The following is a 16,580-nucleotide window of genomic DNA, read 5'->3' as shown; positions in this document are numbered from 1 at the left end:
CCTTAGCGGCGTGGTGTCGGCGTTCGTATTCGTCGGGGCTGAGGTGGCTGTTGGTGGAGTGTCGGCGGCGGGTGTTGTAGCGGGTCAGCCACGCGAAGACCGATTTTCTGCAGGTGGTGGCGTCGCCGTAGTCGTGGGCGCCTTGGAGGGTTTCGCGTTTCAGGGAGGCGTGGAAGCTTTCGCAGGCCGCGTTGTCGGCGCTGGTGCCGACCGCGCCCGTCGACCGGGTGACTTTGAGCTGGTCGCAGAGGCTGGCATAGGCCCTTGATCCGTATTGGGCTCCGTGATCGGAGTGGAACACCGCCCCGTCCAGCGAGCCGCGGGTGCCGGCGGCCATCCGCAGAGCGTCGGCGACCAGGTCGGTGCGCATGTGGTCGGCGATGGACCAGCCGACGATCTTGCGGCTGAAGCAGTCCAGCACCGTCGCGAGATAGAGGAACTTCCCGCCCGCGAGCGGGAGATACGTGATGTCACCCATGTACTTCCGCCCCGGCTCGACGGCCGTGAAGTCCCGCTGGAACAGGTCTTCGACCGGTGAGGATGCCGGGTCGGGGACGGTGGTACGGATGCGTCTGCGCAGGCGGATGCCGGTGATGGAGTACGTCCGCATGATCCGGGCGACCCGCTTCTCGTTGACCTGCCGCCCTTTGTCGCGGAGCTCGGCGGTCACGCGTGGGGAGCCGTAGGCGCCGCCGGACTCGCCGTGGACCTGGCGAATCTCCTCGGCCAGGACCTGGTCCTCGCGCTGCCGGGCGGCCCGTGTCTCGGCGCCGGCGAGCCACTTGTAGTAGTTGGACCGGTTGACGTCCAGGACCTGGCAGAGCCGCTTCACCTCAAAGGTGGCCCGGTGGTCGTCGACGAACTGGAAGCGGCTGGTCACCAGTTCGTCTCTCCGGCGAAATACTTGGCCGCCTTGCGGAGTGTGTCCCGCTCGGTGGCGAGCTTGCGCTCACTGGCCTCGAGTTCCGCCACCCGTGCTTCCAGCTGTCGGACCCGCTCCTCCGGATCACTGGGCGTAACCGCCGCCCGGTGGCCGACGGCCGGCTTCGCACCCGCAGCGGTGACGCCACGGCGCGTGCGGTCCCGCAGCACCCACTCGCGCAAGGTCGCCCGGTTGACGCCCAGGTCAGCGGCGATGCTCTTGTACGTCGCCCCGGGCGTGGACTCGTACAGGGCCACGGCATCGGCCTTGAACTCGTCCGAATAGTCCTTCAGAGCCATCGGTGGTCTTCTCGCTTCCTCCGGATCAATCAAGATCCAGTATCAGCGTGTCCACCACTCAGGGGGAGGCCCCAGGCGCGTTCTCAGGGACGTAAAGCACCGGGGTCGATGTCCACGCTGTCATGCATCCTGGCCGCTTCGGCTGTATCGGACCACCAAGTTTGGCAGGGGCACATCCCAGGGCCGGACGAACCCCGTTGACCAGATCGAGAACCTCTAGCGCAGTGGTGCAGCTGACATCGGCGTCGCCGGCCCGCATCTGTGTGACGCTCAGTTGCGGTCGGCTTCGTCCCGTTCCGCCCAGGTGAGGGCAGCGGTAAGGGAGCGGAAGGCGGTGCGGTAGATGCCGGGGGTGGTGCCGGTGTAGCGATGGAAGTGGTGCCGCAGGTTCGCGGGTGTGCCGAGACCGGTGCGGGCGGCGATGCGCTCGATCGGGTCGTCGGTGCGTTCCAGGAGCCGTTGGGCGAGCTGGATACGGGTGCGGAGCAGGTACTGGAGCGGGCTGAGTCCGGTCTCGGTGCGGAAGCGCCGGGTCAGGGTGCGTGTGCCGAGCGCCGTGCGGTCGGCGATTTCGGCGAGAGTCAGTGGATGTTGGACGTTGGCCTCCATCCAGCGGATCACCTCATCGAGGCTGCCGTCCGAAGGGGCAGAGGCCGTGGCTGCGACGTCGCCGGCGGGGTCGGCGGCCGGGGCGTGGAGCTGGAGGAACGCCTGTCTCTCGGTTTCGATGACCACGGATTCGCCATGGTCGAGAGTGATCAGGCGCAGACACAGGTCGATGCCTCCCAGGACCCCGGCTGCGCTGTGGAAGGGGCCGTCCGCCACGACCGCGCCGTCGGGGTCGACTTCGATGCGGGGGTGCAGGCGCGCCAGCTCCTCGGTGTGCCGGCGGCTGGTGGCGGCGCGCCGTCCGTCGAGCAGACCGGTGGCGGCGAGAACGAACGTGCCGGTGCCGATCGCGCCGATGCGGCAGCCGCGTGCGGCGGCGGCGCGCAGGGCGTCGGCCACGGCGGGCGCGGGTTCGTCCCGGAAGCCCGCACAGCCGGGCACCAGCACGGTGTCGGCGCCTTGCAGTCCCTCCAGACCCCAGGGTGTCTCGATACGGAAGGGAGCGGGGCCACCGGTGCTCTCGAAGCCCGGCGCGGCGCAGATCCGCACGTCGTAGTTCACCCACGGGTGGTGCCTGGCGGCGGCGTTGAACACCAGGCCGGGGGTGGTGAGCTGGTGCCCCGGAATTCCGTCGAGCACCAGGACAGCGATCAGTGACATGTCCTGAATTTAGCCGAGAGTGACATTCGAACGACTGTTTTCGGGCGGGGCCCGGCCCGGAGGATGGGGATCAGCACGGAGCCAGGAGGCGTGGAGCAGCCCGGCCCGTGCCTCTTCCTGCGCCCCTTCCGAGAGGACCGAAATGCGCCTTTCCCCTGTTCACAGCCCGACCCCCGATCCCCGTCCCGCGCGCCGACGCGGCCTGACGGTACGCGCCGCAGCCGCAGTCGGCGCGGCCGCCGTGCTCGGTGCAACGCTGATGACCGGCAGCGCGAGCGCCGTAATCAACGGCGAGGATTCGACGCAGCGTTACTCCTTCATGGCGTCGATCCCTTTGTCGGCCACCCTGGGGGACGGGGTGGTGTTGAAGGCTCCCTGCGGGGCAACACTGATCGACCGGCAATGGGTGCTCACGGCCGGGCACTGTGTGGACCCGACTGTCGGAGTGACCCCGGATGGGCTGGTCCGGGTCGGCAGCGAGCACCGCACGACCGGCGGTAGCGTCCGCAAGATCGACAAGATCGTCATGCACCCGGGCTATGCCCAGGGCAAGGCCGGCGCCCCCAACCAGAACGACCTCGCGCTGGTGCGCCTGGACCGCCCGGTTACCCAGAAGCCCATTCGGATCGCCAAGCAGGCGGGACCGGTGGGCACGCCCACGAGGATCCTCGGCTTCGGTACCGTCGTCGGCGCCGATTCCCCGAAGGACTGGGTGTTCCCGGAACGGCTCCAGCAGCTGGACACACGCAGGGGATCCGAGGCCGAGTGCTTCAATCGCGCCGGGGAAACCAGGCTGTGCACGGTGAGCACCAAGCCGGATGCCATGGCCTGCAACGGGGACTCCGGCGGCCCGCAGCTGCAGCGAGCCAGGAACGGCCGCTGGGAGCTCATCGGTACGACATCGGGCGACGGTGACAACGACCCAGCCTGCTCCACGGGGCCGGGCCTATACACCAATGTGCCGGTGTACACGGACTGGATCCGCAAGACGATCCACAAGTCCGGCTGACCCGGCCGACAGGCACGGGGAACCGGGCTGCGAGCTGACGACGGCGGCATCCGCGCCGACCTGGCTATATTCCGGATGTGTCAGTCATCGCTGTCCTCGCGCTCGGCGGGGTACCCGGACCTCACCTCACCACTCCCGGAATGGTCTTCGGGGCCGCGTCCCGTGACCATCCGGGGGTGGAGTACGAGGTGCGTCTCTGCGCCGCCCCGGGGATGCGGGTGGATTCCTCGCCCGATCCGGTACATGTCAGCCTGCCCTGGGGCCTGGACGGTCTCGTGGATGCGGATGTCGTACTGATCACCGGGCACCCCGGCCACCGTGGCGAGCCGGTATCTGTTCAGGCCGCCCTGCGAGCGGCGGCAGGCCGGGGAATCCGTGTCGCAGCTGTCGGCACGGGCGTGTTCACTCTCGCGGCAACGGGCCTGCTGGACGGGCGGCGCGCCACGATCGGCTGGCGGCACACCGCGGAACTCGCGGCGCGCCATCCGCGGATCCAGGTCGACCCGCTCGGCACCGTGGTCGAGGACGGCTCCTTCCTCACAGCTGCGGGGATCTTCGGCGGACTGGACATCTGTCTGCACATCCTCCGTAGTGACCACGGTGCGCAAGTGGCGGGAGAGACCGCCCGGGAGCTGATCACACCACTGCAGCTCGACGCGGACAGGGTCCAGGACACGATCGAACAGGAGATCATGGACAGCGCGGGGCTCGAACCGACGCTGCGGTGGCTGGAGACCCGGCTCGACCAGGCCGTGACGCTTCCGGACATTGCCGCGCACGCACGCACCAGCACCAGCAGCCTCACCCGCCGCTTCCGTACCCATACCGGTCACACCCCCCTCCAGTACCTGCTCTACGCCCGCATCGCAGAGGCACAGCGGCTGCTCAGGGAAACTGAGACCCCCATCGAACAGCTCGCCGCCCGCACTGGCTTCACCTCACCAGCCGCCCTGCGCCGCCACTTCCGCGCCCTGACCGGAACCACACCCCGTGCCTACCGCCACACCCATCGCGCCAAGCCCAACCCGGGCCAAGAGGAATAGCCAGGGAGGGCCCCACTCTTTACGACTTCCGGAGGCTCACTGTCACCGAGGCCGGCCCGTCAATTTCGGGTCTGCCTCGTTCGGTTACCTGAACCCGCAAACCATGCAGGGCTACGGGCTACGTCGCGGTCGCGGTCTTCGGGTCTGTCAATCGACCGGGTCTTCCAAGTTTTTCGTAGCCGTTGATCGCTGTTGGAGGTCAGTTGGGCAGGATGCGGTGGCGGAGGAGTGGGTGGCTGGCGCGGCCGTAGGTCTACCGCTTGAGCAGCTTGATCGTGTTGTTGACGCCTTCGGTGCGTCCGTTGTGGTGGGGCAGGGTCAGTGCCGCGTTGACGGTGGTGCGGTCCCGCTCGAGGCCGGTGGCGAAGGAGTGCAGAAAGGGCAGGGCGGCGTCCCGGACCTGGATGAACTAGTCGGTCACAGTCGTGGAGTTGTCCTGCGATTGGGACAGCAGCCGGGCGAACTCACTCACCAGGGTGGACAGGGCGGTCATCTCAGAGCAGGCGGCGGCAAGTTGATCACACAGAACGCGACGCTCATCGGGTTGGCGGGCGGGGTCGGTGAGGAGAAGTCCGGTGGCCTTCCGTGGGGGCAGGGCGGCATGGTCGGCCTCGACGCGCCCCTGGTTGATGTAGCGGACCAAGAGGTTCGCGCTGTTGGTGTAACCCAGCTCCCTGATCTCTTGCAGGAGGTGGGTTACGGGCACGGCCGGGTTCTCTGATCGGCGCTGGCGCAGGTGTTCGGGGTAGGGGTCGACCAGGGTGGGCCGGTATGCCGGGGCCCGGGCCATCTCTTGTCAACGGCCTCGTAGTGCTCCCCGCGGGCGGCCAGTGGTCTTCCCCGCTGGTGGCCTCGTGGGTGTCCCCGGTGGCGGCCAGATAATCTCCCCGCCATGGGTTGGTCGTGGATCAGCTGAAAGGCTTCACTCCCTTTCCGGTGGTGGCCTCGGTGAACCTGAATGAGTCACCCTGAGTAACGGTGACGTGGGCGTGGTGGAGTAGTCGGTCGACGGTCGCGGTGGCGAGGGTCTTGGGCATGATCTCGTCGAAGCCGGAGGGGTGGAGGTTGCTGGAGACGGCGATCGAGCGTCGTTCGTAGGCGGCGTCGACCAGGCGGTAGAAGCCCTCGGCGGCGTCTGGTGAGACGGGCAGCAGGCCGATGTCGTCGACGATGATCAGGTCTGAGCGGACGATTTTCGCGAGGGCTCGGGCGATGGAGTCGTCCGCGCGGTGGCGGCGGACCAGGGCTCCGAGGTCCTCGATGGTGAACCAGGCGACGGTCAGGCCGGCTTCGACCGCGGTCTGTCCGAGGGCTTCGGTGAAGTGGCTCTTGCCCGTGCCGGACGGGCCGCAAATGCAGAAATTCTCCCGGCGGCCGACCCATTCGAGACTTCGAAGCGCGTCCTGAGTGGCCCTGGGTATGGAGGACTTGTTCTCGTGCCAGTCTCCGAAGGTTTTTCCGGTGGGGAATCCGGCCCGCTTTCGGCGGGTGTGGAGGTTGGCGCGGTCTCGTCCGGCCGCCTCTTCTGAGAGTAGAACGCGGACGACTTCGGCCGGGTCCCAGCGTTGGGCTTTTGCGGTGGGAATGATGTCGGTGAGCGACCTTCGGATGTGCGGGAGTTTCAGCCGGCGGGTCAGCTCGATGGATTCGGCGAGCGGGTCGCCGCCCGAGCCGGGAACGGTGCGAAGAGGGGTGGCCATCAGAGCTGGTCGCTTTCGTCGTACTCGGAGATGTTCGAGGCGGTCGTGGCGGCGGCGCCGAAGGAGGACCAGGCGGAGGTGCCGGGCTGCAGGGAGTGGTCCTCGCTTCGCCGGATGGGCTCGGCGTGCTCGTGGACGGCCTGGTAGTCGAGGATCGACAACAGGTCCTTCTCGGCGAAGCGGGCGGTGACCGCGGCGGTGCCGAGCGCGCGGTCGACTTCCGCGACCGAGTAGAGCTTGGAGAGGGCGACGGCTTCGGCCATCTTCGCCTTGATGCGGCGGACTCCGGCGGCGCCGGCCTCGATCAGCCAGGACGCGGCGCCGGGTCCGAGCTGGAGGAATGCCGCCTCTTCCGCTGAGGTGGCCCGCGGGGTTCGGTCGGCTTCCTTGTCCTCACGAGGCGGGTAGTGGGTGTCGTCCAGGACCGGTGAGCCGGGCTGGCCGCGGTGGTGGCGGGCGACCTCGCGGGCCGATCCGTTCTCCTCGACGGCGGTGACGATGAGCTCGTCGCCGTGGAATCGGGCCCAGACCCGGGTGTCGATGAGCTCGTGCGGGACCGAGTAGCGGACCGCGTCGACCGAGATCGTCGACTCCCAGGTCACCCTGCGGGTGGTGCCGAACGCCGCGGTGAACGGTCGGCGCGGCAGAGGATGCAACCGCTGGCGTTCCTCCGCGAGCCGCTCGATGGGCTTGCGCCGCGTCGCCTTGTGCGTTCGGGAATTGACCTCGTCGCAGAATGTCCGGCAGGCCGCCTCGAGCTCACCGAAGGTCTTGTATTGCTCGCGCAGGTTCACGTCCCGGGGCACCAGGTCGGCTTTGGCGATCTTCACCGTGGATTCGCTGCCGCCCTTGGTCTCCGGGTCTGCCGGCAGACAAGTACGTATGGTCGTGCCGTAGTGCCGGGCGACCTCGACTATTTCCGGATTGCGGACCGCAATACCGGCGACGTGGTCGATGGTGACCGTTTTCTCGTTGTCCGTGAGGACGTAGGCAGGGACTCCGCCGATCCTGCGGAATGTGGCATCCAGGCAGGCGGTGATCGTCGGCAGTGTCTTGTCCCAGATCGGTATCACCACCCGGAATCGGGACCAGGCCACCCACGCGCAGAACAGGGTGGTCTTGCGGCCTTTGATCACCGGTCCGTCGCCGAAGTCGTACTGCACCCAGAGCCCGGGCTCAGTCACCCACGGCCGATAGACGCGCCGTCGACCGGCCCTGAACTGGGTTTTTGCCTCAGCGACGGTGCGGCGGGTGGTGCGTTCCCCGCCGGTGAAGCCCATCGCGGCGATCCTCTTGTGGACCACGTCGGCGCGGATGCGGCCCTGTGAGCGGACCACCAGTTCCTCGATCTTCGGCAGGTAGTCGTCGATCGCTCTCGCCCGGTGACGGCGCTGGTCAGGATGCTGGCCGGCGGCCCGCATCTTCACATACCGGGCCACCGTGTGGTGGTCGCACCCGGCCAGTTCGGCCGCGGCACGGTAACTGCCTGTGAGGTCGTATGCCTCAAGGATCTCCATGATCTCCCTGCTGTTCTTCACCCGCTCCAGCTTCGCCGAGCGGTACTACTCGGGGCGAGCGGGGAGAAGATCTGGCCGTACGCGGGGAATCCCGTGGCCATAAATTGCGCGGTAAGTGGCCGCACACGGGGAGCTTACGGAGACCGCCGTCATCTGCTCGGGCTCGGAATGGCGGGCATAGCGTTTGACGGTGTTCAGCGCGAGGTTCAGCCGGCGGGAGCAGCCAAGCAGGCCCACGCCGGCGTCCAGGAGCTGGTGCACCTGGTACCAGCGTTCGCGGGTGGTCGTGGCCCGCCAGCCATCGGACACTGGCGGGCCGATCTTGGCCCAGCAGGGGCTGTGCGCGGCGACTTCCTTCCAGGCGGCCAGGCCGTGCCACAGGTGCCAGCGGTCCATGCACTGTGCGATGGCAGGGTCGGCGTCACTGACGGCCTGGGCGAAGTCCGAGGCGCCGTCCCGGCACGCGATCTCCACTCCGCGGTGCTCGGGCAGCCACGCGGTGACCGACTCCATCTTCCGGTCGGGCAGGTGATCGATGCGCTGTCTGCTTGCGGCATCGATCAGGATGGTTGCGTACTGCTTGCCCTTGCGCCGGGCGAATTCGTCGACCCCCAGTACCCGGTGCACCGGCCGCTCGGGCGGGGGATGCGCAGCGGGCAGGCCAGCATGCTGGCCCAGCTGAGCGCCTGGGGCAGGTGGAAGCAACCGGGCGCTGGCTGTGCCCGCCAGAGCGCGGGCCACCGCCATGACCGGGTCGAGCCTGACGCCGGCCCAGGCGCCGCCGTCGATGTCGACCCAGTCGTTGAAGTCGCTGAACCCGTACGGTTCCAGGGAGTTGGTGGTGGGCGCCGGATTCTGAGGGGAGACGCAGGCGTTGGACAGGTGCCACTTGCCCTGGTCCGTGCCGTAGTACGGCGCCCGGATCGCCCTGTCAGCCGAACCAGACAACGAGGCGTACGTTCTCGTCGCCGTAAACGGCTGCCTGGTCGCGCATGGCCGCCCACACGTGGCCCCAGCTCCCCTCCGGCGGGGCGAACATCCGAGCCGTGAGAACAACCGGTCGGTACACCACATCCTTCATGGCCACCTCGCCGCCCGGCGGCCACTCGGGCGGCATCAGGTCTTCGCCGAATTCTTCCTCCGCCGCGTCAAGCACCTCAGTCGGTGTCCAGACCCAGCCATGAAACACGAGCTTCTCCTCCGGCCCAGGCCTCCATTCGCCTGTCATGGAGTAAGCGGGGCTGTCGCACAATGGCGCGTCCCAGTCGACCGCAACAATCTCCGCCCAGGTGGCGTATGTATGGCTGCTCTCCCAGTCCCCGATCGACGCCCGTACGGATTCTGAGACATCTTCCGGAAGCCCCCGGCAATCGAAGAGGGGCCGTTCCACACCCAGCGCCCCACCAGTCCCGAAGAGACACTCCCACGCGAAACGTTCCCGCCCGAGGCCGAAGTCCAGGAGATCGATCTCAATGTCCCAACCGTCGGCCTCGCGTGTCTCGATCACGCCGTCGATGTTGACCCCCATGCGGACGACCCTACCCACTGGGCACCCGAGAGCGGCGGTACTCCGGCTGTCTCGTCCCGCCGCATTCACGGACAGGCACATCCGGCAGTGCGCCGTCTGCCGGCTCACGTCTGCCCCTACCACGACCTCCTCCACAGCAAAGGGGCCAGTCGGCGGCCCGCCGCAGCAGCCGCTCGCTCCGAGCCTGCGCCCTGTCCATATCAGAACGGGACGACATCGCTGCGGCAGCTGCCGAGCAATGCCCCCTCGTACGGCACGTGGTGACCGAGAACGCCCGTGGTGACCGGGCTGTTGCGCTGCTCGACGCAGGCGACATCGTCGGCATTGGCCCGCTCCTCACCGCTGGCCACTTCCTGCTGCGCCCTCGTCGTGCCCCGAGACCGATACCTCACCCTCGAGGCCGCACCTGCACCGGCGCTCTCGGCACCCGGATGGCCGACGGTGCTTCGGCAGGGTCTTTCCTCGCGCTCGTCCCGGCGGTGGACACCGAATTCGCTGCCACCGCAGCAGAGCATGCCCTCGCCCAGGCCAGCCACACCGTGCAACTCATCGCGTCACGTCAATGAGGGCCTTTCCGACCGTGCGGCCGCTCTGGACCGCGTCATGAGCCTCCCTCGCCTGGTCCAAGGGGAAGTGGTGCCACGGCAGTCCTGCGCCTTCGCCGCCGCGCAGCGCGTCGTCTGCGAGTGCGTCGCAGATCGCGGCGACGGCGTCCAGCTTCGCCCGTAGCGGGAGGGCATATACAAGTACCCCGACCAAGTACGCGTTACGGCGCATCAACTCCCACGCCGACACGGAGACGTCAGGACTTTCCTCGAAGTTGTAGCAGGCGATGGTCCCGCCCTCGGCGAGTACGGAGAGATCGAGCGCCATGTTGGCGGTCGGGGCGCCTTCGATGACCAGGTCGACCCCTGCGGGGGCGAGCGACCGGATGGCCGCCACCGGCTCCTCAGAACGGTAATCGATCACGTGGTGTGCGCTTGCGGCCAACGCGAGGCGCGCCTTGTCGGCGCTGCTGACCTTGGTGATGACTCTCGCACCAGCCCATCGGGCGAGCTGCACGGCAGCGTTGCCCAACGCTCCTGCTCCGCCTGCAACCAGGAGGGCGCCGGCGGTGAGCCGCGACGGACCCCTCAGAGCGAGGGCGAGGCACTGATGCGCAGTCATCGCCGGTACTCCCAGACTTCCGCCCAGGTCGAACGGCGCGTCTCCCAGCGCCACGGCCTGGTGGGCGGGGAGCAGCAGGAATTCCTGCGCCGTGCCATCGGCGCGCTCCCACGCGGCTTCCCACAGCCACACGCGCTCGCCGATGCGTGCCGGGTCCACGTCGGGACCGACCCCGTCGATGATGCCCGCGCCGTCCTGGCCCGGAACCTGCTCGCCGTCGGGGGTGATCTCCTCCCTCGTCTGCCAGTCCATCGGGTTGACTCCTGACACCTTCACCTCGACCCGTACCTCGCCCGTGCCGGGCACAGGTATGGGCCGTTCGGTCGGCTTGAGTACCTCAGAGCCGCCGCATTGCGTGTATGCGATCGCCTTCATGCCTGATCAATGCCAGAAGCATGCCAGAAGTTCCAGAAGTGCGGACCAGCGCGCCACGAATTCGCGCGCCGCCTGCCCGGCCGCTGCCGCGGGCTCCGCGCAGCCACGGTGTACCAGGGCCCCAAGCGGCGTTCGCCGCCGCCGGCCACGGAAGTGAGGCTCCGGGCCGCCGTTGCATCGCCGTGTGGTGGGATGGCCGGATGAACGCTCGTGATGTCGCTCGCCGACTGCCGGATATCGCCACCCTGCGAAACCTGTGCCGGTCGATGGCGATGCTGGACGCGATCCTCCAGCCCGGCGCACCGTACCTGCGCCGCCACCGGTTCGACGCCCACTGGTCCGCGACGCAGGAACTGGCCACGATGGACAACGGCGGGGGAGACACGTACTCCGTCGTCTTCTCGGCGGCCGGAGCGTACATCCGCGGGTTCGACCACACGTCCCCCATGAGCCCGTACGCAGGCGACGGGACGCCGTGGCCCGGTGTGGTCGACACCGTTCCGGAGGTGTTCCGCTCCTGCGTCGAGGAACCGGCCTTCCAGCTGGAGGGCATTCCGCACATCACCGTCTGCATGTGGAGGGAAACCGCTGACGAGCAGTGGCGGACGGGAGAGGTCGACTTCGACGGCGGCCGTTCCGTTCCGGACGGGTCCGACTGGCTCTTCCGCCTGCTGGTCGACGGGGCCCCCAAGAAGTACCAGGCCTGGGCTCAGAAGTACTACGCCAAGCCGGTGGACCTGGACGCAGTCATCGATGTGTACGAACTGCGGCCTCTCACACCGGATGTGGTCGCTGCCCTGAACCCCGCCGCGACGCTGGCGCAGCTCGGCGACGCCATCGCGTCGATCGGCTACCCTGCCTGATCGCAAGCACGGCTCTCGGTCGGCTGCCCCGCCCCGCGTCTCCCACTATCGGAACCGCTCCACGGGCGTGCGCCGGCCGGCCCGGAAGTCGATCAGGGCGGCGTTGATGTCGAGCGCCGAGCCGGAGAAGAGCACCGACTCGTCGGCCGCCACCAGGATCGTCCCACCGCCCCGCGCGCGGTGCACGACAGCCACCGCATCGTCCTCGGGCAGCAGCACGTGACCGATGTCGGCGTCTGCAGCGATGCGGCGGTACAGCGCCTCGCCGAACTCGATGAGGCGCCGCTGCTCCGGCGTGGGCGTCACGGCGTCCGCGGCCTTCCCCGCGCTCGCCTCCCTCATCCCGCTGCCAACTCCCCGCCGTGGACCGCCGCGAGCTCGGCGATCAGGTCCGCGTCGCGCATCCCGGGCAGGGCGTATCCCTCGGCCTCGTCCCACGGGACGTCGAGGTCGTCCATGTGCACGCGCCACTCGGCCTCCGGCACGGCCTGGCGCAACTCCGTTATGCAATCCAGCACATGGGCGATGACCGGCATCAGGCGACCGGGATCGAGCGGCATCTTGGTGGACCCGGCGAGTATCTCCTGCGGCCCGGCCGTACGCCGGCCGTAGAGGTACAGGCTTTCTTCGTCGTCGTACGGAAAGGACGCCGTGTGCGCGGCGACGACACCACTGACCGAGGCCGACTCGCCCTCGGTCAGTGGTGTCGTGCGGTGCGCGCAGTAGTAGAGAGAGACGCTCATGGCGGAAGCCTATGACGAGGGTGTGACAGGGCGGGCCGCGCGCCCAGGCGGCCTCCGCCCGGGACGGAAGCCGGCCGAGCGCGGAGCAGCCCTTCCCGGCCCGTGACTATGTCGTCGGCGTGTTGCGTTCAAGACGGGCCCGGAGTTCGTCCTCGGCCGCGGCGCACTCGTCGGGCAGCCCGGGCAGGAGGGCAAGGGCGGCAGCGATGAGCTCCGCCGACGCCCGCGGGTCCTCCCGGACGGCCCGGAACAGGACGCCCGCGCACATCGGCGCCAGTCGGTATCGCCACGCGGGGTGGGCGTGCGTCGCCGCGTAGTGGTCGGTCAGGATCTCGACGGGGGACAGCTCGGCTCCGCAGCGACGCAGGAGCATCGCCAGGCCGTACTGCTTGATGAGCCCGCAGATCTCCTCCGCGTCGGCCTGGTTGCGGTGGTGCGCGTCGTGGATCTCGTAGACCACGGCGTACACGAGTGCACGTTCCCGGTCCGTGCGAGGCTGCGGAAACGGTACGTCGCGAAACAGTGCCTCCACGTCGGCCGGACGTACAAGAAGGCGGCGGGCCGGGCCGGTGGCGGTTGAGACCGTCAGGCGGACGGCACCGAGTGCGACGGAGGCCTCCGAGAGCGTGCGTACGTACAGGAGGCCCTCACTCGCCTCCGGCTCGGCCTCCCGGCAGGCTGCCCGCACCTGCGCGACAGTCGGCCCATCGGTCCACGCAAACGTCCACGCGCGTGCGGAGCCGGACCACTCGGCCTCAACTGCCTCGTGCCGGTGGAGGTCGAGGCCGAACCGTTGGGTGAGCGTACGGGCGAGTCGGTGAAGGCGCGTCGCGCGGTCGGAATCCATCGGGCCTCAGTATCCACGGGGCGCAGCAGACCTCGACACCGGTTCGGCCGTCGCGCCGCGCGGCCCAGCATGGCCCGGCGTCAGCCGATGGATGGGGTCGCTCGACGGAATCCAGCTCGAACGCAGACAGGGCGCACTCGCCGCATGCGCCACGACTCAGCACATCAAGCTTCCGCCGGAACACCCTGTCCGAGTGCTCTGGCACCATCGTGGTTATGGAGCACTACCCGTACCCGCCGGTCGAGGCGGACCGCATCGACCCGTTCGACAGCGAGCAGTCCGGGCCGCAGTACGTGATCTTAGGCGGCCGTCGATCCACCTTTTGCGTTCGCCGACCCTGCAAAGAAGTACGACGGGCATCTGATGGAATGGATCCCGATGGGGTACATGATCCTTCGGCACGCGCAGAAGGTGGCTGTCTTCAGTGACGGTGAGGTGGTACGGGAATGGCCGGCGCTCCACCGTGGCCCGAGCGGCGATCCGCCGCTGGAGACGCCGGAGCGTGCGGCGTCGCCCCACGCCGCAACGCTTCGCGATCTGGCGTCGTCCCACGCCACGTGGCCGCGCAGCGTCTGCGGATATCTGGTCAAGACCCGGTCTGCTCCGGAGACGGGGCCTGAGGACGCCTACGACCGTGCTGCCGCGTTCGAGCTGGCGGCCGAGGCCTGCCGGAACGAGGGACGGGCGGCACTCTGGTTCGTCCACACGGCCGAGAACTGGCACTGACCCGGCACTCGGGGACGGCGACTGTTGATCAGGGCGGTGGGGCTACCGGCTGAGCGGAGGTGTCGACGCCGGCGGCTGCGAACGGCTCTATCAATACGCGGTAGTGCTCCTCCGTACACTTTGCGCGTGTGCGGATCGCCCTTGCCGCGATGCAGCACACAGCTTTGGCGTCGGAGTGCAGGCCGGCGCGGAACGCATTGAGCTGATCCGCGCGCGGAAGCAGCGTTGAACGGACCGCGTGGTCGATCTCGGAGAACTCTGATGCGGACAGCCGGAGCGCGCGGCTCGCCTCACGGCCGCCGCTGCGGCGCAGCCGCAGTGCGTGATCGAACACTGCGGCGGGCTTGTCGGGCGGCAGCTGCCCAACAGCCTCGATGAACTGTGCGGTAGCGGCATCCAGCACGAACGTCTCCTCAAGCGGGCCGAGGCAGCAGTGTATCCGCGGGGTTGGACGACAGGGGCGCGCCTGTTCGCGTGCTTCCGGCCGCCAAGTCCACGGCTGGTACTCCAGCCGGAGTTTGGTGTTCTGCCTGGTCAGCTGCAGAGGGGGTATGGCGGGCGTGCCGAGTAAGTGGCGGGTTCGCCCGGCCCCGCACTGCCAACGCGTGCCCGCGCAGTGTGCGGTGACATCGGCGGGCCTGGGGCCGGTGTCGTCGGCGCCATCGCGACCCCACGTGGTCGCCAGATGCAGCAGGACTTCGGTGTGCAACTGCTGGCAGACCGGGAGGTGTCTCCGCTGATTGTCGAGCGCAGCGCGCCTCGAAGTCGCCTTCGGGGCGGTGGGGTCCCGGCCTCTGCCGGTCCCAGCCAATGAGGACTGAGCCCGTCATGGCGTGGGCGGACCCGTGTGCACCGGAGTGTCGGCGTGGCGAAGCTCAGCGAGCAACTCGCTCTGTCCGGCCAGCAGCTCGGTGAGGATGCGCCGTGCGGCCCGCAGGAGTTCTGCCACGTCACCACCGGCCAGGGCGTAACTGATGGTGGAACCGTCACGGATGGAGACCACGATGCCGGATCGGCGCAGTACCGCGAGCTGCTGGGAAAGGTTGGACGGTTCAATTTCGATCTCGTTTAGCAGCTCGCGCACCGGTACGGGGCCGTTCTGAAGCAGTTCCAGTCCCGGCAAGATCATGCCGGGCCATCCCGCGCGGTCGCCAAGGTCCCCGGCAATGCCTGGTCAGCGAGCTGCACCGTGTCGTTTGGTCCATGCCAGACCGGGCCGTGCCAGCACGTCCGCTCACGCATCGCTCACGCATTCGGCAGCGCTGACCAGGCTCTCGTTCCCCTTGCACTCAGCGGTGCAGGCTGAACCAAGGTCACCCAGCGAGCCTGCCAGCCGGCCACCGCATGGGTCGCCCTGGGACCCGAAGCCACCTACGACTGGCACGATGGCATCACCTCCTTCAAGGTCCACCGCTGATCCTTCGCAGCGGCCGGTCACCGGCTCCTGCATCCCGGCACTCGGGGCCTCTCGGTGACCGGTCGCGGCGAGCGGCGGCACTTGCCTCAACCTGACGCCCGGTGAGGCCACTTATGGCACGGGGACTCCGAGAGGTCTAGGCCACAACTGCGGAGCCGCGGATGCGGCGGACGGTCGGCTGGTGTGCCCGCTGTCCGACGCACCGCGTGCCCGGTGGTTCAACCTTCGTACGCCGTCAGGCCGATGTGCGCCTGAGCGGGCTTCCAGGTCTGGCCGCGGAGGCGGTCAGAAGAGGTACTGCGACCTCCAGCTGGCGATGGTCTGCCGACCCTTGCGTACCTTGTCGCCGTCTGCGTCGACCAGGCAGACGTACTTGCCCTTGAACAGGTACAGGTCGCCCGGGCTGCGGAGGTCGACGAAGCACGCGTCGATGTTGCTGTCGAACGGGTAGGACGGCCGCCAGTCGGCGATCTTCGTCGGTCCCCAGCGCAGTTTGTCGCCGCCGGAGTCCACCTGGGCGACCTCGTCGTCCTTGAACAGATACAGGTCACCCGGGCTGCGGTGGGAGACGAAGCACGCGTCGATCTTGTCCTGGAAGGGATACTTCGGGCGCCATTCGGCGATCTTCTGAGGGTCCTCCCACCGCCGCTTGTTGCCGCCGGAGTCGACCAGACAGACCTGATTGCCCTTGAACAGGTACAGGTCGCCCGGGCTGCGCGGATCGACGAAGCAGGCGTCGATCCCGCTGCTGAAGGGGTAGAGGGAGTGCCACTCGGAGATCTTCTGGGGCTTGTCCCACCGCCGCTTGTTGCCGCCCGAGTCGACCAGGAGGACCCGGTCTCCCTTGAACAGGTAGAGGTCGCCCGGGCTGCGCGGGTCGACGAAGCAGGCGTCGAACGCCGGCTCGGGACCGAAATCCTCGGCGTCGTTCTCGGTCATGGTCGCTCCTTGGATGCTGGGGACGGGTAGTGGCCACGCGCGGCACCAACGCGTCCGCTCGTCGGTTTCGGTGCCTTGCATGCCCGCCCACAGCCACGCTCCTCGCAACCTCACCTGTTCAGCGCAAGCAAAAAGCATTCAGCGTTCATGACAACGGAGTAGTGCGGATCGCGCCTGACCCTCGCCGACCGACACCCGCACTTCGCAGCGTTGCCG

19 protein-coding genes and 1 pseudogene are annotated in these 16,580 nt (G+C 68.4%); 4 read left to right on the top strand and 16 right to left on the bottom strand.

Going from position 1 to position 16,580, the window contains the following annotated elements:
• Nucleotides 1-16 precede the first annotated feature (16 nt).
• Nucleotides 17-1,221 (bottom strand): annotated as a pseudogene (locus Sspor_RS07940) (IS3 family transposase); the annotation flags it as partial.
• A 270-nt stretch (nucleotides 1,222-1,491) separates the two neighbouring features.
• A complete protein-coding gene (locus Sspor_RS07935) occupies nucleotides 1,492-2,490 on the bottom strand; it encodes a GlxA family transcriptional regulator (protein WP_237403740.1) in 999 nt (332 codons plus the stop codon).
• 142 nt (nucleotides 2,491-2,632) lie between these two features.
• On the opposite strand from Sspor_RS07935, the gene Sspor_RS07930 reads away from it, so the two are divergent.
• Nucleotides 2,633-3,499 carry a S1 family peptidase gene (locus Sspor_RS07930; RefSeq protein WP_202198388.1) on the top strand — a complete coding sequence of 289 codons (867 nt, stop codon included), beginning with the start codon at nucleotides 2,633-2,635 and terminating at the stop codon, nucleotides 3,497-3,499.
• 77 nt (nucleotides 3,500-3,576) lie between these two features.
• On the top strand, nucleotides 3,577-4,542 hold the full coding sequence (locus Sspor_RS07925) for a GlxA family transcriptional regulator (RefSeq protein ID WP_237403739.1): 966 nt from the start codon (nucleotides 3,577-3,579) through the stop codon (nucleotides 4,540-4,542).
• 253 nt (nucleotides 4,543-4,795) lie between these two features.
• Here Sspor_RS07925 and Sspor_RS41525 read toward each other — a convergent pair whose 3' ends face one another.
• The 8 genes from Sspor_RS41525 to Sspor_RS07885 all read right to left on the bottom strand — a co-directional run bounded on the left by Sspor_RS41525 (nucleotide 4,796) and on the right by Sspor_RS07885 (nucleotide 10,829).
• Nucleotides 4,796-4,948, bottom strand: a complete 153-nt coding sequence (locus Sspor_RS41525) for a transposase (RefSeq protein ID WP_202203540.1) — start codon at nucleotides 4,946-4,948, stop codon at nucleotides 4,796-4,798.
• A 3-nt stretch (nucleotides 4,949-4,951) separates the two neighbouring features.
• Complete coding sequence (locus Sspor_RS07915; protein ID WP_202198387.1) at nucleotides 4,952-5,248, bottom strand: hypothetical protein; 297 nt, start codon at nucleotides 5,246-5,248, stop codon at nucleotides 4,952-4,954.
• Nucleotides 5,249-5,450: 202 nt separating this feature from the next.
• A complete protein-coding gene (gene istB / locus Sspor_RS07910; protein WP_202198386.1) occupies nucleotides 5,451-6,242 on the bottom strand; it encodes an IS21-like element helper ATPase IstB in 792 nt (263 codons plus the stop codon).
• Nucleotides 6,242-7,780: an IS21 family transposase gene (gene istA / locus Sspor_RS07905; protein WP_202198385.1), complete on the bottom strand. Its 1,539-nt coding sequence runs from the start codon at nucleotides 7,778-7,780 to the stop codon at nucleotides 6,242-6,244. The genes istB and istA overlap by 1 nt, the downstream gene beginning before the upstream one ends.
• Nucleotides 7,781-7,804: 24 nt before the next feature.
• On the bottom strand, nucleotides 7,805-8,707 hold the full coding sequence (locus Sspor_RS07900) for a transposase (RefSeq protein ID WP_202198384.1): 903 nt from the start codon (nucleotides 8,705-8,707) through the stop codon (nucleotides 7,805-7,807).
• On the bottom strand, nucleotides 8,691-9,287 hold the full coding sequence (locus tag Sspor_RS07895) for a hypothetical protein (protein ID WP_202198383.1): 597 nt from the start codon (nucleotides 9,285-9,287) through the stop codon (nucleotides 8,691-8,693). The genes Sspor_RS07900 and Sspor_RS07895 overlap by 17 nt, the downstream gene beginning before the upstream one ends.
• Before the next feature lie 200 nt (nucleotides 9,288-9,487).
• The gene (locus Sspor_RS41320; RefSeq protein ID WP_202198382.1) at nucleotides 9,488-9,679 is read right to left on the bottom strand and encodes a hypothetical protein; all 192 of its coding nucleotides are present in this window, start codon (nucleotides 9,677-9,679) and stop codon (nucleotides 9,488-9,490) included.
• 154 nt (nucleotides 9,680-9,833) lie between these two features.
• Nucleotides 9,834-10,829: an NADPH:quinone reductase gene (locus Sspor_RS07885; RefSeq protein ID WP_202198381.1), complete on the bottom strand. Its 996-nt coding sequence runs from the start codon at nucleotides 10,827-10,829 to the stop codon at nucleotides 9,834-9,836.
• A 200-nt stretch (nucleotides 10,830-11,029) separates the two neighbouring features.
• Between Sspor_RS07885 and Sspor_RS07880 the strand changes: the two genes are divergently transcribed.
• Complete coding sequence (locus Sspor_RS07880; RefSeq protein WP_202198380.1) at nucleotides 11,030-11,692, top strand: hypothetical protein; 663 nt, start codon at nucleotides 11,030-11,032, stop codon at nucleotides 11,690-11,692.
• A gap of 45 nt (nucleotides 11,693-11,737) precedes the next feature.
• Here Sspor_RS07880 and Sspor_RS07875 read toward each other — a convergent pair whose 3' ends face one another.
• The 3 genes from Sspor_RS07875 to Sspor_RS07865 form a co-directional block, all read right to left on the bottom strand.
• Nucleotides 11,738-12,034: a hypothetical protein gene (locus Sspor_RS07875; RefSeq protein WP_202198379.1), complete on the bottom strand. Its 297-nt coding sequence runs from the start codon at nucleotides 12,032-12,034 to the stop codon at nucleotides 11,738-11,740.
• Entirely contained in the window at nucleotides 12,031-12,435 is a 405-nt protein-coding gene (locus Sspor_RS07870) for a hypothetical protein (protein WP_202198378.1), read from the bottom strand. The genes Sspor_RS07875 and Sspor_RS07870 overlap by 4 nt, the downstream gene beginning before the upstream one ends.
• Nucleotides 12,436-12,541: 106 nt before the next feature.
• A complete protein-coding gene (locus Sspor_RS07865; RefSeq protein WP_202198377.1) occupies nucleotides 12,542-13,282 on the bottom strand; it encodes a hypothetical protein in 741 nt (246 codons plus the stop codon).
• 378 nt (nucleotides 13,283-13,660) lie between these two features.
• Here Sspor_RS07865 and Sspor_RS07860 point away from each other — a divergent pair, with 378 nt between their 5' ends.
• Entirely contained in the window at nucleotides 13,661-14,008 is a 348-nt protein-coding gene (locus tag Sspor_RS07860; RefSeq protein WP_202198376.1) for a hypothetical protein, read from the top strand.
• A gap of 28 nt (nucleotides 14,009-14,036) precedes the next feature.
• On the opposite strand, the gene Sspor_RS07855 is transcribed toward Sspor_RS07860, so the two are convergent.
• The 3 genes from Sspor_RS07855 to Sspor_RS07845 all read right to left on the bottom strand — a co-directional run bounded on the left by Sspor_RS07855 (nucleotide 14,037) and on the right by Sspor_RS07845 (nucleotide 16,364).
• Nucleotides 14,037-14,411 carry a hypothetical protein gene (locus Sspor_RS07855; protein ID WP_202198375.1) on the bottom strand — a complete coding sequence of 125 codons (375 nt, stop codon included), beginning with the start codon at nucleotides 14,409-14,411 and terminating at the stop codon, nucleotides 14,037-14,039.
• Nucleotides 14,412-14,834: 423 nt separating this feature from the next.
• Complete coding sequence (locus Sspor_RS07850; protein ID WP_237403738.1) at nucleotides 14,835-15,137, bottom strand: ArsR/SmtB family transcription factor; 303 nt, start codon at nucleotides 15,135-15,137, stop codon at nucleotides 14,835-14,837.
• Between the two features lie 573 nt (nucleotides 15,138-15,710).
• Nucleotides 15,711-16,364, bottom strand: coding sequence for a hemopexin repeat-containing protein (locus Sspor_RS07845; protein ID WP_202198374.1), 654 nt, complete (start codon nucleotides 16,362-16,364; stop codon nucleotides 15,711-15,713).
• Nucleotides 16,365-16,580 lie beyond the last annotated feature (216 nt).

The sequence above is a fragment of the Streptomyces spororaveus genome (assembly GCF_016755875.1).
Classification (GTDB): Bacteria; Actinomycetota; Actinomycetes; order Streptomycetales; family Streptomycetaceae; genus Streptomyces; species Streptomyces spororaveus.
The sequence above is the reverse complement of the archived record's forward strand: the minus strand, read 5'-3'. Positions and strand labels throughout refer to the sequence as shown.

Coding starts and splice junctions, on each gene's coding strand:
- Sspor_RS07930 (WP_202198388.1), top strand. CDS start 2,633: ATGCGCCTTTCCCCTGTTCACAGCCCGACCCCCGATCCCCGTCCCGCG.
- Sspor_RS07870 (WP_202198378.1), bottom strand. CDS start 12,435: ATGAGCGTCTCTCTCTACTACTGCGCGCACCGCACGACACCACTGACC.
- Sspor_RS07850 (WP_237403738.1), bottom strand. CDS start 15,137: ATGATCTTGCCGGGACTGGAACTGCTTCAGAACGGCCCCGTACCGGTG.
- Sspor_RS07935 (WP_237403740.1), bottom strand. CDS start 2,490: ATGTCACTGATCGCTGTCCTGGTGCTCGACGGAATTCCGGGGCACCAG.
- Sspor_RS07845 (WP_202198374.1), bottom strand. CDS start 16,364: ATGACCGAGAACGACGCCGAGGATTTCGGTCCCGAGCCGGCGTTCGAC.
- Sspor_RS07880 (WP_202198380.1), top strand. CDS start 11,030: ATGAACGCTCGTGATGTCGCTCGCCGACTGCCGGATATCGCCACCCTG.
- Sspor_RS07875 (WP_202198379.1), bottom strand. CDS start 12,034: ATGAGGGAGGCGAGCGCGGGGAAGGCCGCGGACGCCGTGACGCCCACG.
- Sspor_RS07860 (WP_202198376.1), top strand. CDS start 13,661: ATGGGGTACATGATCCTTCGGCACGCGCAGAAGGTGGCTGTCTTCAGT.
- Sspor_RS07895 (WP_202198383.1), bottom strand. CDS start 9,287: ATGGGGGTCAACATCGACGGCGTGATCGAGACACGCGAGGCCGACGGT.
- istB (WP_202198386.1), bottom strand. CDS start 6,242: ATGGCCACCCCTCTTCGCACCGTTCCCGGCTCGGGCGGCGACCCGCTC.
- Sspor_RS07865 (WP_202198377.1), bottom strand. CDS start 13,282: ATGGATTCCGACCGCGCGACGCGCCTTCACCGACTCGCCCGTACGCTC.
- Sspor_RS07885 (WP_202198381.1), bottom strand. CDS start 10,829: ATGAAGGCGATCGCATACACGCAATGCGGCGGCTCTGAGGTACTCAAG.